Origin of the sequence: Mesorhizobium sp. BH1-1-4 (assembly GCF_020165665.1) — a bacterium.
Taxonomy (GTDB): Bacteria; Pseudomonadota; Alphaproteobacteria; order Rhizobiales; family Rhizobiaceae; genus Mesorhizobium.
The window spans coordinates 1-12,702 of the sequence record NZ_JAIUIN010000034.1 but is presented as its reverse complement, the minus strand read 5'-3'; the positions used below and the strand labels follow the sequence as shown (position 1 = coordinate 12,702).

Annotated in this window: 12 protein-coding genes; 7 read left to right on the top strand and 5 right to left on the bottom strand. The window is 63.8% G+C overall.

The features are described 5' to 3' along the window. On the bottom strand, nucleotides 1-408 hold the full coding sequence (locus LB569_RS30175; protein ID WP_224695188.1) for a DUF2000 family protein: 408 nt from the start codon (nucleotides 406-408) through the stop codon (nucleotides 1-3). A gap of 53 nt (nucleotides 409-461) precedes the next feature. On the opposite strand from LB569_RS30175, the gene LB569_RS30170 reads away from it, so the two are divergent. Beyond that, nucleotides 462-1,328, top strand: coding sequence for an AraC family transcriptional regulator (locus tag LB569_RS30170; protein ID WP_224695187.1), 867 nt, complete (start codon nucleotides 462-464; stop codon nucleotides 1,326-1,328). A 12-nt stretch (nucleotides 1,329-1,340) separates the two neighbouring features. On the opposite strand, the gene LB569_RS30165 is transcribed toward LB569_RS30170, so the two are convergent. Next, nucleotides 1,341-1,811 carry a MarR family winged helix-turn-helix transcriptional regulator gene (locus LB569_RS30165; protein ID WP_224542805.1) on the bottom strand — a complete coding sequence of 157 codons (471 nt, stop codon included), beginning with the start codon at nucleotides 1,809-1,811 and terminating at the stop codon, nucleotides 1,341-1,343. A 419-nt stretch (nucleotides 1,812-2,230) separates the two neighbouring features. Here LB569_RS30165 and LB569_RS30160 point away from each other — a divergent pair, with 419 nt between their 5' ends. Together LB569_RS30160 and LB569_RS30155 are read left to right on the top strand one after the other, a co-directional pair. Then, nucleotides 2,231-3,283 (top strand): CobW family GTP-binding protein, encoded by a 1,053-nt coding sequence (locus tag LB569_RS30160; protein ID WP_224695186.1) that lies wholly within the window; start codon nucleotides 2,231-2,233, stop codon nucleotides 3,281-3,283. A 111-nt stretch (nucleotides 3,284-3,394) separates the two neighbouring features. Further along, complete coding sequence (locus tag LB569_RS30155) at nucleotides 3,395-4,369, top strand: WD40 repeat domain-containing protein (RefSeq protein ID WP_224695185.1); 975 nt, start codon at nucleotides 3,395-3,397, stop codon at nucleotides 4,367-4,369. Nucleotides 4,370-4,384: 15 nt separating this feature from the next. On the opposite strand, the gene LB569_RS30150 is transcribed toward LB569_RS30155, so the two are convergent. Then, nucleotides 4,385-4,837, bottom strand: coding sequence for a hypothetical protein (locus LB569_RS30150; RefSeq protein WP_224695184.1), 453 nt, complete (start codon nucleotides 4,835-4,837; stop codon nucleotides 4,385-4,387). A 150-nt stretch (nucleotides 4,838-4,987) separates the two neighbouring features. Here LB569_RS30150 and LB569_RS30145 point away from each other — a divergent pair, with 150 nt between their 5' ends. From LB569_RS30145 to LB569_RS30130, 4 genes are all read left to right on the top strand, one after another. Next, nucleotides 4,988-6,367 (top strand): aspartate aminotransferase family protein, encoded by a 1,380-nt coding sequence (locus LB569_RS30145; RefSeq protein ID WP_224695183.1) that lies wholly within the window; start codon nucleotides 4,988-4,990, stop codon nucleotides 6,365-6,367. Nucleotides 6,368-6,378: 11 nt separating this feature from the next. Then, entirely contained in the window at nucleotides 6,379-7,785 is a 1,407-nt protein-coding gene (locus LB569_RS30140; RefSeq protein WP_224695182.1) for a glutamine synthetase family protein, read from the top strand. 87 nt (nucleotides 7,786-7,872) lie between these two features. Continuing rightward, entirely contained in the window at nucleotides 7,873-9,108 is a 1,236-nt protein-coding gene (locus tag LB569_RS30135) for a putative DNA modification/repair radical SAM protein (RefSeq protein WP_224695181.1), read from the top strand. Nucleotides 9,109-9,110: 2 nt separating this feature from the next. Next, nucleotides 9,111-10,580, top strand: coding sequence for a UdgX family uracil-DNA binding protein (locus LB569_RS30130; RefSeq protein WP_224695180.1), 1,470 nt, complete (start codon nucleotides 9,111-9,113; stop codon nucleotides 10,578-10,580). A gap of 246 nt (nucleotides 10,581-10,826) precedes the next feature. Here the strand turns inward: LB569_RS30130 and LB569_RS30125 are convergent, their stop codons facing one another. Then, a complete protein-coding gene (locus LB569_RS30125) occupies nucleotides 10,827-12,092 on the bottom strand; it encodes a glycerate kinase (RefSeq protein ID WP_224695179.1) in 1,266 nt (421 codons plus the stop codon). After that, the gene (locus tag LB569_RS30120) at nucleotides 12,089-12,592 is read right to left on the bottom strand and encodes a heme-degrading domain-containing protein (protein ID WP_224695178.1); all 504 of its coding nucleotides are present in this window, start codon (nucleotides 12,590-12,592) and stop codon (nucleotides 12,089-12,091) included. Before LB569_RS30120 ends, LB569_RS30125 begins: the two co-directional genes overlap by 4 nt. Nucleotides 12,593-12,702 lie beyond the last annotated feature (110 nt).

Below are 12,702 nucleotides of genomic sequence, written 5' to 3'. Positions count from 1 at the left end.
CTAGGTGTGCATGCGGGCACCCTTGGTGATCTTGTCGACCACCTTCTTTTCGGCGCGCAGCGCGATGCCGACCACCTTGGCGTCTTCGGGCGCGAATTCGGCGAAGGCGGCGCGGTTGGCGGCGTCGAAGCCCGTGGCAAACATCTCCTCGACATAGAGCGAGGTGGTGACGCCGCGTTCCAGCGCACGCCGGTGGATCGCACCGAGCGTCGCCTGGTCGGCCGAGAGCACGATGACCGGCTGGATCGAGAGCGGATTGTAGAGATTGCCTGATCGGTCTCGATAGGGCTCGCCGATGATGTCGGGAAACTGCGCGACGACGCCGCTGGTCAAAAAGGCGGTGACGTTGAGCTTCTGCCAGACCGGCAGATCTTCCCTGAGCACGATTGCAAACTTCGTATCGAACATGAGACAGTGACCAATTCCAGCTGGCGCCCCGATTTTTCGAGGCTGAAGGGACGATGTCGTTCGAACTAGACCGCCAGGCTTTCGAGGGTCTTGGACGTTTGTGCGCCGATGCCGCGGAAAACTGCATCATTTCCGCGCCCGACCCGGCCGGGATGGAGCGTATCGAGGCTCGGTTTCACGGCAGCGCCTTCGACCTGCACCGCCACGACACCTATGCGATCGGGGTGACATTGCGCGGCGTGCAGACCTTCCGCTATCGCGGCGCGGCGCGGCTGAGCCTGCCCGGCCAGATCATCGTGCTGCATCCCGACGAATTGCATGATGGCGGCGCGGGCACGGAGGAAGGCCTGCGTTACAGGATGCTCTATCTGGAGCCGTCACTTATGCTCGATTCTCTCGGTGGCGCGACGCTGCCTTTCGTCAGGGACGGCGTGGTGACCGACGACGCCTTCTGCGCGACGCTGCTTTCGGCGCTCGGCCCGTTGGAACAGGAACTCGACGAGCTGTTCGTCGACGACTTCCTGGCGCAGTTGACGCTAGCCCTGGCCCGGCACGCCGGCCAGCCGGCAAAGCCAATAGCGGGGACGGCGCGGCGGGCGGCGACGCTGGCGCGCGAGTATCTGACGGAAAACCTCGACCGGCCCGTGCGTTCGGGTGAGTTGGAAGCCGTCACGGGTCTCGACCGCTATGCCCTATCGAGACATTTCCGCGCGGCCTTCTCGACCAGTCCGCATCGTTTCCTGGTGATGCGCCGGCTTCAGCGCGCACGCAGGATGATCGCCGCCGGCGAGCCCTTGGCGCAGATCGCGATCGAAGCCGGCTTCAGCGACCAGAGCCACTTCAACAGGCAATTCAAGAAAGCGTTCGGCATGACGCCGGGACGCTGGTCGTCCTTGATCAACGGAGTTGCGGCCGCCTGATTGGCGAAGGGATCAGTCGTCGGTTTCGGCGTCGTCGTCGATCAGCACCAGTTCCTCGTTGGAGAGGTTGGCCTCGATGCGGGCGAGCAGCTTGAACAGCGCCTTCTGGTCCTTCTTGTCGAGGCCCTTCAACGCCTGCTTTTCGGTCTTCCTCACCGACTTCTCGATGGCGCGGATGGTTTCGCGACCGGTCTCGGTCAGGAAGATGTGCGCCTGGCGCGCATCGGATTCCGATGCGCGCTTTTCCAGAAAACCCTGCGCCTGCAGCCGGTTGATGGTCTTGGTGATGGTCGGCGGACGCACGCCGAGCCGCCCGGCAAGATTGCCCGGTGTCTGGCCGTCCTCACGGTCGAGCGCCAGCATGATCTGGTCCTGGCCGGCATAGAAGCCATGCGCCAGAAGCCGTGCCGCCAGCGCGGTCCTTGCCAGCCTTGCCGCTGAATGCAGCCGGCTCATCGTTGCAGTCTTGTCCGCCTTGGCCATGGTCATCCCTCTTCGGCCGTACCGGTGCGCACAGCATAGACGCAGCCGGCCGGTTGGCAATCGACGATCGAAAAGATTCCGGCATTCGAAACAGCTTTGCCGGCAAGCATTGCGGTGTCCGCCGTGGTGATGCCAGATGTTTATTTCAGTTAGATGACAAACGAGTTTCGAGCGGAGCGGATTCGCTGCAACCTTGCGTGGATGCGATCCGACGCCCGACAGTCCTGACAAGACGTCTCTCTTGATCATTCCAGCGCCGAGGCGGCGACCGGGTGCGTGGCCGTGATGTCAGGACAATCCCCTGCCGACAGCTTTGGCCCATGGTTTGCCCCGTGCAAAAGCCCGGCGCACATCCTATATGCAACCGACAATCCCCTTTCGCGGCCTGGATTTCAGGCCCAAGTCATTCGAGGCAAGCCATGAGCGACGCACAGACGCAGATCCCCGTAACCGTTCTCACCGGCTATCTCGGCGCCGGCAAGACGACCTTGCTCAACCGCATCCTGTCGGAGAGCCACGGCAAGCGCTACGCGGTCATCGTCAACGAATTCGGCGAGATCGGCATCGACAACGACCTGATCGTGGAATCGGACGAGGAAATCTACGAGATGAACAATGGCTGTGTCTGCTGCACGGTGCGCGGCGACCTGATCCGCGTCGTCGAAGGCCTGATGCGCCGGCCCGGCCGTTTCGACGCCATCGTCGTCGAGACCACGGGGCTGGCCGATCCTGTGCCGGTGGCGCAGACCTTCTTCATGGACGACGACGTGCGCTCCAAGACCAAGCTCGATGCCGTGGTGGCGCTGGTCGACGCCAAGCACCTGCCGCTCAGGCTCAAGGATTCCAAGGAAGCCGAGGACCAGATCGCCTTCGCCGACGTCGTCGTTCTCAACAAGACCGATCTCGTCACCGCCGAAGAGCTGGCCAAGGTCGAGGCAACGATCCGCGCCATCAACCCGGCGGCCAGGATCCATCGCACGACGCGCGCCGGCGTGGCGCTGTCGGAGGTGCTCGACCGTGGCGCCTTCGACCTGTCCAAGGCACTGGAAAACGACCCGCATTTCCTCGAGGCGCATGACGACCATGATCACCATGACCATGATCACGACCATGATCACCACGATCACGATGGGCACGACCACCACCATCACGCGCATCCCTCCGACATCCATGACGTGACGGTGCAGTCGGTGTCGCTGCGCGGCGGCGAAATGGACCCGAAGAAATTCTTCCCGTGGATCGAGAAGATCACCCAGATGGAAGGCCCCAACATCCTGCGGCTGAAAGGCATCATCGCGCTCAAGGGCGATGACGAGCGCTATGTCCTGCAGGGCGTGCACATGATCATCGAGGGCGACCACCAGCGCGCCTGGAAAGATGGCGAAAAGCACGAGAGCCGGCTGGTCTTCATCGGCCGCGAACTCGACGCCGAGCGGCTGAAGAAGAGCTTTGACGCCTGCCAGGCGGCTTGATTTCCAAATCCCGTAGCGTTAGCGCTGCCCGGTCTGTCCTTCTCCCCTTGTGGGAGAAGGAAGAGCCGCCCCTGGCCGCGCCGGCGGCTTCCTCGAATGGAATAGCCTGCCATGCCAACCGTCGCTCCGCTCGATCTCGAAGGCCATTGCGTCGCCGCCGTCTTCCTTGGCGACGTGCCGCATTTCGCGCTGGCCGATGGCGCTATCCACCGGCTCGACAATGGCCACAAGACCGTGCAGGCCAATGATGGGCTGCTGGCGGCCTTCCATGACGCGGCGAACGACCGGCTGATCACCGGCGGCGAGGACGGCAAGGTGTTTGCCGTGAAGGCCGGCGGTGAGACCCAGGAGGTGGCGAGCGCCGGCAAGAAATGGATCACCAGCGTTGCCGCCGGGCCGCAAGGCGCCATCGCCTATGCCACGGGCAAGACCGCCTTCGTGCGCTTTGTCGATGGCAAGACCAAGGAATTCTTACATCCGCGTTCGGTAGAGGGGCTCGCCTTCTCGCCCAAGGGCATGCGCTTCGGCGTCGCCCGCTACAATGGCGCGACGCTGCATTTCCCGGCCGCCGAAGGCAAGCCGGTGGATCTCGAATGGGCCGGCGCGCACACCGGCATCACCTTCTCGCCGGACGGCGCCTTCCTCGTCACCACCATGCAGGAAAACGCCCTGCATGGCTGGAAGCTCGCCGACGGCAAGCACATGCGCATGAGTGGCTATCCCGGCAAGGTCAAGAGCCTGTCGTGGAGCGTCAAAGGCAAATGGCTGGCCAGTTCCGGTGCGCCGGCGGCGATCGTCTGGCCGTTCTCGTCCAAGGACGGGCCGATGGGCAAGGCGCCGCTGGAACTCGGCACGCGCGGCAACGCCATGGTGACGGCGGTCGCCTGCCATCCAAGCCAGGATGTCGTGGCCGTCGGCTATGACGACGGCATGGTGATGGCTGTGCGCTTCGCCGACGCCAAGGAAGTGCTTTTGCGGCGCCCGGGCAAGGGCGGCATCACCGCGATGATGTGGGACAAGGAAGAACGCCGCGTCGCCTTCGGCAGTGCGGCCGGCGACTGCGGGGTCATCGACATCACGGCCTAGTCTCGAAATAGCTGACTACTCGGCGCCGCAGGAAACCTTGCCGGTCAGATCGACCGGCTTGCCATCGCTGTCCTTGTCGACCGTGCTGTCATAGATGGCGAGCTTGTAGTCTCCATCATAGACGCCCTCGTCGCTGGCCTTGGTCAGGATCGTCAGTTCGACCGAATTGTAGTTCTGGGCCACTTCCTGCTCGTGGTAGATGTTCAGCCGCAGTTCCTTGTTGTCCAGCCAGTACTGGGTGAGGTTGGCGTTCTCAAAAATGGTCTTTTGCAACTGATCGCCGGCTGGCCTAGCCTTGATTTCGAGGTCGCCGCGGAAGTTGAAAGTCGGGCCACCCATCCCGGTGGTCACGCCGGCATCGACCTGGAATTTGACCTGTGGATCATCGACTGAGCACCAGATGCCGCCGGTGGCGAACGCCGTACCGGCCGACAGGAACAGTATCGTCAGGCAGATGATCGTCCGCATTTCCCTTACCCAATTGCCGTCCACATTGGCGCCGACTTCGCACGGAGCGTCAAGCGCCGCTGGCAAGGCTGAGCCAATGCAGAACAGCCGCACGGCCAATTGCCGTCGCGGAGGTGGATTGGCTAAGAGGAATGAGACAGAGGGGTTTTCATGCACAGCAGCGACAGTTCAAGCACCATCGGCGGCATCGGCCGCGACCGCGTCGCGCAATTGCGCGAGACGGAAGGGGCTGCCTTCCGCGAGGCGCGACCGAAATCGCAGGCCAAGGTCGGCAACGGCCTGCCCGGCTTCTTCGGCGGCGTGCCGATGCACTGGATGAATGACTGGCCGACGCCGTTTCCGATCCTGGTCGACAGCGCCAAAGGCGCCACAATCACCGATATCGACGGCAACAGGCTGGACGATTTCTGCCTCGGCGATACCGGCTCGATGTTCGGCCATTCGCCGCCGCCGGTGGCGCGCGCCATTCGCCGCCAGGCCGGGCGCGGCCTGACCTATATGCTGCCATCGGAAGATGCGCTGGCCATCGGACCGCTGCTGCAACAGCGCTTCGGCCTGCCGTTCTGGCAGATCGCGACGACGGCGACCGACGCCAACCGCTTCACGCTGCGGGTAGCCCGTGCGGTTACCTCCAGGGAAAAGATCCTCGTCTTCAACGGCTGCTATCACGGCTCGGTGGACGAGACGATGGTGCGGCTGATCGACGGCAAGCCCGTCAACAGGCCCGGGCTGGCGGGCGAATTCCGCGATCTGACCCGAACCGCCAAGGTCATCGAGTTCAACGATGTCGCCGCACTCGAAGCCGCGTTGGAGGACAGGGACGTGGCCTGCGTCATCGCCGAGCCGGTGCTGACCAATTCCTGCATGGTGCTTGCCGATGCCGGCTATCACGATGCGCTGCGCCGGCTGACCCGCGCGGCCGGCACACTGCTTTTGATCGACGAGACGCACACCATCTCGACCGGTCCCGGCGGCTACACGAGGAAATACGGCCTGGATCCCGACTTCTTCGTGCTGGGCAAGCCGATCGCCGGCGGCGTGCCGGCAAGCGTGTGGGGCATGAGCGAGGAGGTCGCCTCGCGCTACGCCGACTACAACAGGACGAAAGAGCCGGGCTATTCCGGCATGGGCACGACGCTCTCGGCCAACCCGCTGCAGTTCGCCGCGATGCGCGCCACGCTCGAGGAGGTGATGACGCAGGAGAATTACGACCGCATGGATCACCTGGCGCGGCGGCTCGACGCCGGGCTGACCGGGGTGATCGACCGTTACCGCCTGCCCTGGCATGTCGCCCGTGTCGGCGCCCGCGTCGAGTTCATCTGCGCGCCCGGCCCGCTGCGCAATGGCGCCGAGGCGGAGGGTGCGCATGCGCCGGAACTGGAGGCAGCCATCCATGTCGCCCTGGTCAATCGCGGGGTTCTGATCGCACCCTTCCACAACATGATGCTGATCTCGCCGGCGACGTCAGGCACGCAGGTCAACCGGCTGATCAGCGCTTTTGGCGCGGTTGCGGCAAAGCTTGCGGCATGAGACAAGCGGCCATGGATCATCCTAACGCCCTCGTGACCTCACCTTCGGGCTCGACGCCCGCCGAGGCGCAAGCCTTTCTCGACGCCCATCCCGAGATCGAGGCCTTCGATATCGTACTGACCGACGCCAATGGAGTCGGCCGTGGCAAGATCGTGCGGCGGCATGAGCTGAAGAGCATTTTCGAGGGCGGCCGGCATATGCCGATCTCCATCCTCGGCCTCGACATCACCGGCGAGGATGTGCACGAAACCGGGCTGATCTGGGACAGCGGCGACGGCGATCTCAGGGCCTGGCCGATTCCGGGCACGCTGGTGCCGCTTTACGGGACGAACCCGCCGCGCGGCCAGGTGCTGATGGCGATGTACCATCTCGACGGCCAGCCAATGTCGTCGGACCCGCGCCTGGCGCTTGCCCGGCAGGTCGACATACTGGCTGCCAAGGGCCTCCATCCGGCCGGCGCCTTCGAGCTCGAGTTTTTCCTGCTGGCCAATGAGCGCGATGCCGACGGCAAGGTGCAGCCGGCGCGCGCGGTGCTCGATGGCCGCATCTCGGGCAAGACCGAGGTTTATTCCGTCGACCATCTGCATGGCATGGAGCCGCTGTTCTCCGACATCTACGCCGCCGCCAAGGCGCAAGGCATCCCGGCCGAGACGGTGATTTCCGAATATGCGCCTGGCCAATACGAATTGACGCTGAACTACCGCAAGGACGTGATGCGAGCGGCCGACGACCTCGTCATGCTGAAGCGGCTGGTGCGGGCGCAGGCGCGCCGCCACGGCGTCACCGCCTGCTTCATGGCCAAGCCGATCGAGAAATATGCCGGCTCCGGCATGCATTTTCACGTCTCGCTGCAGGACAGAGCGGGCAAGAATGTCTTCTCGGAAGCCGCGGGGGAAAACTGGTCGCTGCCGCTGTTGCGGGGCCTCGGCGGCCTGATCCAGACCATGGCGGAATCGATGCTGGTGTTTGCGCCGCACGCCAATTCCTGGCGGCGCTTCGTCTCGCAGTCCTACGCGCCGGTGGCGCCGACCTGGGGCGTCAACAATCGCTCGGTGGCGCTGCGCGTGCCAGCGGGCGACGCGAAAAACCGGCGCATCGAGCATCGGCCCTCAGGCGTCGACGCCAATCCCTATCTGGTCGCCGCGACGGTGCTGGCCGGCATCATCAAAGGCCTCGACGAGGGGCTCGATCCAGGCCCCGAAACGACCGGCAATGGCTATGAGGCGGCCGTCACCCGTACGACGATGCCGGCCGACTGGCGCGCGGCAATCGAAGCGGCCCGGGCGTCCAGCTTCCTAAAGGGCGCGCTCGGCGAGGACTTGCACCGCACCTTCGTGGCGATCAAGCAGTCCGAATACCTGCGCGTGGCGCGCACGGTCAGCGAGCTGGACTATCATCTCTACCTGCACGAAGTCTGACGACCGAGCGCCCCGGCGACGATCACTTTTTCGCCGCCACCATCAAATGAGGTAGCGCTTGACGTCCTAGGAACATATCATGAACATATGAGCGTGCTTCCTGTTCGTGAAAAGCTGGCAATCCTCTCCGACGCCGCCAAATACGACGCGTCCTGCGCCTCGTCGGGCTCCGCAAAAAAGGATTCGCTAAAATCCGGCGGCATCGGTTCCACAGAAGGCATGGGCATCTGCCATTCCTATGCGCCGGACGGCCGCTGCATTTCGCTGCTGAAAATCCTGCTGACCAATTTCTGCATCTACGACTGCAGCTATTGCATCAACCGTTCGTCCTCGAATGTCCGGCGCGCCCGCTTCGGCATCGACGAGGTGGTGAAGCTGACCATGGATTTCTACCGGCGCAATTATATCGAGGGGCTTTTCCTGTCCTCGGGCGTCATCCGCTCGCCAGAAGAGACCATGGGCGAAATGGTCGAGGTGGCGCGGCGGCTGCGGCTGGAGGAAAAATTCTCCGGTTATATCCACCTCAAAACCATCCCGGAAAGTTCGGCGGACCTGATCGAGAAGGCCGGGCTCTATGCCGACCGCCTGTCGATCAATGTCGAATTGCCCACCGACGAGGGCGTGAAGAAGCTGGCACCGGAAAAGAAGCCGGAGACAATCCGGCTTTCGATGGCCAATCTGCGCCGGAAGATGGAGGAGAAAGCCGAGCCGACGCAGCGGACGAAGAAACGCGAACGCTTCGCCCCGGGCGGACAGTCGACGCAGATGATCATTGGCGCGGACAAGACCTCCGACGACGGCATCCTGCACACCAGCGCCCGGCTCTATGGCAGTTACCATCTGCGGCGCGTTTATTATTCGGCCTTCAGTCCGATCCCCGATTCCTCGTCGTCGCTGCCGCTGCAAAAGCCGCCGCTGATGCGCGAACACCGGCTTTACCAGGCCGACTGGCTGATGCGCTTCTACGGATTTTCCCAGCCGGAAATCCTGGCCGGCAGCAGCGACGGCATGCTCGATCTCGCCATCGACCCGAAGCTTGCCTGGGCGCTGCGCAACCGGGGACGCTTCCCCGTCGACGTCAACCGCGCCGACCGCGAGGCGCTGCTGCGCGTGCCTGGCCTGGGGACCAAGGTGGTGGCGAAAATCCTGGAAACCCGCCGCCACCGACGCCTGCGGCTCGAAGATATCGGCAGGCTCTGCCATTCGATCGCCAAGCTGAGACCCTTCATTGTCGCCGAAGGCTGGTCGCCAGGCGCGCTGACCGACAGAGCCGGCCTGCGCGACAAGATCGTGCAGTCTTGCGAACAACTGGCGCTGTTTTGACCATGCGGCCGGCAGAACTCGACCTCACCCGCTACACGGTCTGGCTTGAAAGCCAGACCGATTTCGCCGGCTGGCGTGACGCGGCGCGGCGGCTGGCGCTCAACGAGGTCGGACCCGAGGACATCGGTTGGCATGTCGCGGCCGGTTCCGAGCGGCCGCAAAGCGATTTGCCTGACGTGCCGCAGGGCGCGCAGCTCGTTGTGCCGCGCGAGTTCATCGGTCATGCCGAAACCGCCTTCTGCCATCGTGACCCCGGCCGTTTCGCCTTTCTCTACCGGATGCTGTGGCGGTTGCGCACGGAGCCCAAGTTGCTGGCGATCGCATCGGATCCCGACACCAGGCGGCTGGAGACGATGGAAAAGGCGGTGCGGCGCGACAGCCACAAGATGCACGCCTTCGTCCGCTTCCGGAAGATCGGCGATGGCGAGGATGAACGCTATGTCGCGTGGTTCGAGCCCGACCATTTCATCGTCGAGCGCAACGCGGATTTCTTCGTCCGGCGGTTCACCGGCATGCGCTGGACGATCCAGACGCCATACGCTTCGGCCGACTGGGATGGCAAAAGATTGGCGATCGGACCGGGCGCCGCCAAGGCCGACGCGCCCGACCAGGACGACACCGAGGCGCTGTGGCGGACCTATTTCGAGAACATCTTCAATCCGGCGCGGCTGAAGGTGAAAGCCATGCAGAAGGAGATGCCGAAGAAATATTGGCGGAACCTTCCCGAGGCTTCGCTCATTCCTGACCTGATCGCGGGAGCGGACAAGGCCGCCATAGAAATGATTGCCAGAATGCCAACAACGCCCGCGCCGCACCACGCCAAGGTGCAGGCAAAACATTGGCCGAAGCGCCAGCCGGCAGAAGCCTCGGAAGACGATGAGGCCAGCACGATTTCCGAGTTGCGCGAAGCCGCAAAAGGCTGCCGCCGCTGTCCGCTTTGGCGCGATGCGACGCAGACCGTCTTCGGCGAAGGACCCGACAATGCCAAGGTGATCTTCGTTGGCGAACAGCCTGGCGACCAGGAGGATATCGCCGGCAAACCTTTTGTTGGCCCCGCGGGCAAGGTGTTCGATGCGATCCTGGACGATGCCGGGGTCGACCGCCAAAAAGTCTATGTCACCAACGCGGTCAAGCACTTCAAATTCGAGCCGCGCGGAAAACGACGCATCCATTCCAAGCCGAATGCCGGCGAGGTCCAGGCCTGCCGCTGGTGGATCGACAGGGAGTTCGAATTGATCAGGCCGGAGCTTGCCGTGGCGCTCGGCGCAACGGCGGCGCTGTCGCTGCTTGGCAAGGCAATCCCCGTGACCAAGATGCGCGGGCAAGTGGTGGAGCGCGAGGATGGCTTGCGTGTCTTCATCACCATCCATCCCTCCTTCATCCTGCGCATCCATGAGCCGGCGGACAAGGAAGCCGAGCGCGCGCGGTTTTTGGGGGATATGAGGCAGGTGAAGCGGCTTATGGCGACGTGATCGATCAGATCCGAGCGCTGGATAAGGATCGAACGGTTGGCGCCGCCCCTCATTGTCCTGCCGGACATTTCTCCCCGTATAGCGACGGGAGAAAGGCGCTGTGCCTGCGCTTTCGCCAATCACCAACGTTGCAAGAAAAGCGCCAAGACGCGGTTAGCTTCCTTCTCCCCGTCACTATAAGGGGAGAAGGTGCCGGCAGGCGGATGAGGGGCAGCGCTTGCGTTTGGGAGGGGGGCGCACAGGCCTTTAACGAACGAAAATGGCCCTCAAATCGTTCACATTCGTGCCCGTAGGTCCCGGCACGAACAAATCCCCCACCGCATTGAAGGCCGTCCAGGCATTGTTGCCGGCCAGCATCGCCTTGGCGTCGACACCCGCCGCCCGCATGCGCGAGACGGTTGAGCCGTCGGCGAAGGCGCCGGCATTGTTTTCCGAGCCGTCGATGCCGTCGGTATCGGCGGCCAGTGCGTGAATGCCTTCTAAGCCGTTGATGCTGATGGCGAAGGCGAGCAGGAATTCCGAATTGCGACCGCCCTTGCCTTTCGCGCGTAGCGTCACGGTGGTCTCGCCGCCGGACAGGATCAGCACCGGCTTCGAGAACGGCCGATTACGCGTCGCCACTTCACGGGCGATTGCCGCATGAACACCACCGACTTCGCGTGCTTCGCCTTCGATGGCATCGGAGAGGATGACGGCTTCGACGCCTTGCCGCCTGGCTTCCGCAGCCGCCGCCTCCAGCGAGACGCCGGCGGAAGCGATCAGATGCACCTCGTTGCGCGCAAAGCGCTGATCGTCGGGATCTGGTGCGTCGGCCGCCGGCGACTGGATATGCGCCATGACCGCGTCCGGCAGTTTCATGCCATAGGCGGATATCGATGCCAGCGCATCTTTCCGGCTGCCAGCGTCCGGAACGGTCGGGCCGGACGCCACCAGGGCTGGATTGTCGCCGGGGATGTCGGAGACCACCAGCGACACCACCTTGGCCGGCCATGCGGCAGCGGCCAGCCGGCCGCCCTTGATGGTGGAGAGGTGCTTGCGGATGGTGTTCATCGCCGCGATCGGCGCGCCGGAGGCGAGCAGCGCCTCGTTGACGGCGATCTCGTCGGCCAACGTCAGGCCGGCGGCGGGAGACGGCAGCAACGCCGAACCACCGCCGGAAATCAGCGCCACGACCAGGTCGTCCGCCGTCAGTCCTTGCACCTTCTCCAGCAGTCGTCGCGAGGCTTCGAGCCCGGCGGCGTCCGGCACCGGATGCGCGGCCTCGATGATCTCGATGCGCTCGCATCTGGCGCCATAGCCGTAGCGAGTGACGACCAGCCCTTCTATCGGCCCGTCCCAGACTTTCTCAAAGGCCGCCGCCATCTGCGCCGAGCCTTTGCCGGCGCCGATGACGATGGTGCGGCCTTTGGGCTTCGCCGGCAGATGGTCGCGGATGGTGCGCTCCGGATCGGCGGCAGCAACGGCGGCGTCAAAGATCGAGGTGAGAAAGGTCCTGGGGTCGAGCACGGTCATTCGGCTTCCGCAGCCAGCGCCAGCCCGCGCTTGTCGACACCAAGATGATCGCACAGTGCATCGACCACGACGCCGTGATCTTCTCGTTCCGGCAGCCCCGACACCGCAATCACGCCAATCACGCCAGCGCCATTGACCGTCACCGGGAAACCACCGCCGGCGAGCACGTATTCCGATATGTCCAGGCCTTCGCCGATCTTGAAGGTCCGGTCGAGACGTTGCTGCTCCAGAACCAGACGGTAGGTGCTTCTGAGGTAGCGCTTCACGACATTGATCTTGCGTCGCGCCCAGTCGGGATTGGAAGCGTTGGAGCCCGGCATGGCGGCATAGAAGAGCGGCCGATCCCACAGCCTGATATCGACGATGACAGGCATGTTTTCAGCAAGTGCTCGGTCGCGGATGGCGGAACCGATCTTGAAGGCAACGGCCTCATCGAAGGCGGGAAAGACAAGAGTTTCTTCCTGTCTCTTGATCAGAGCGATGTCGTCAGCAACGGCCATTTTCTTTCTCCGAAATCGTCACACGTCGTGTGTACGACAAGGGCTGCCGGGTCAAGCTTCCGTCTTGCAGCACCAGGGGTCGACCCCCACTCCGTCGAGCTTCGCTCGAC

Coding starts and splice junctions, on each gene's coding strand:
- LB569_RS30170 (WP_224695187.1), top strand. CDS start 462: ATGTCGTTCGAACTAGACCGCCAGGCTTTCGAGGGTCTTGGACGTTTG.
- LB569_RS30130 (WP_224695180.1), top strand. CDS start 9,111: ATGCGGCCGGCAGAACTCGACCTCACCCGCTACACGGTCTGGCTTGAA.
- LB569_RS30135 (WP_224695181.1), top strand. CDS start 7,873: ATGAGCGTGCTTCCTGTTCGTGAAAAGCTGGCAATCCTCTCCGACGCC.
- LB569_RS30160 (WP_224695186.1), top strand. CDS start 2,231: ATGAGCGACGCACAGACGCAGATCCCCGTAACCGTTCTCACCGGCTAT.
- LB569_RS30155 (WP_224695185.1), top strand. CDS start 3,395: ATGCCAACCGTCGCTCCGCTCGATCTCGAAGGCCATTGCGTCGCCGCC.
- LB569_RS30125 (WP_224695179.1), bottom strand. CDS start 12,092: ATGACCGTGCTCGACCCCAGGACCTTTCTCACCTCGATCTTTGACGCC.
- LB569_RS30140 (WP_224695182.1), top strand. CDS start 6,379: ATGGATCATCCTAACGCCCTCGTGACCTCACCTTCGGGCTCGACGCCC.
- LB569_RS30175 (WP_224695188.1), bottom strand. CDS start 408: ATGTTCGATACGAAGTTTGCAATCGTGCTCAGGGAAGATCTGCCGGTC.
- LB569_RS30150 (WP_224695184.1), bottom strand. CDS start 4,837: ATGCGGACGATCATCTGCCTGACGATACTGTTCCTGTCGGCCGGTACG.
- LB569_RS30120 (WP_224695178.1), bottom strand. CDS start 12,592: ATGGCCGTTGCTGACGACATCGCTCTGATCAAGAGACAGGAAGAAACT.
- LB569_RS30145 (WP_224695183.1), top strand. CDS start 4,988: ATGCACAGCAGCGACAGTTCAAGCACCATCGGCGGCATCGGCCGCGAC.
- LB569_RS30165 (WP_224542805.1), bottom strand. CDS start 1,811: ATGGCCAAGGCGGACAAGACTGCAACGATGAGCCGGCTGCATTCAGCG.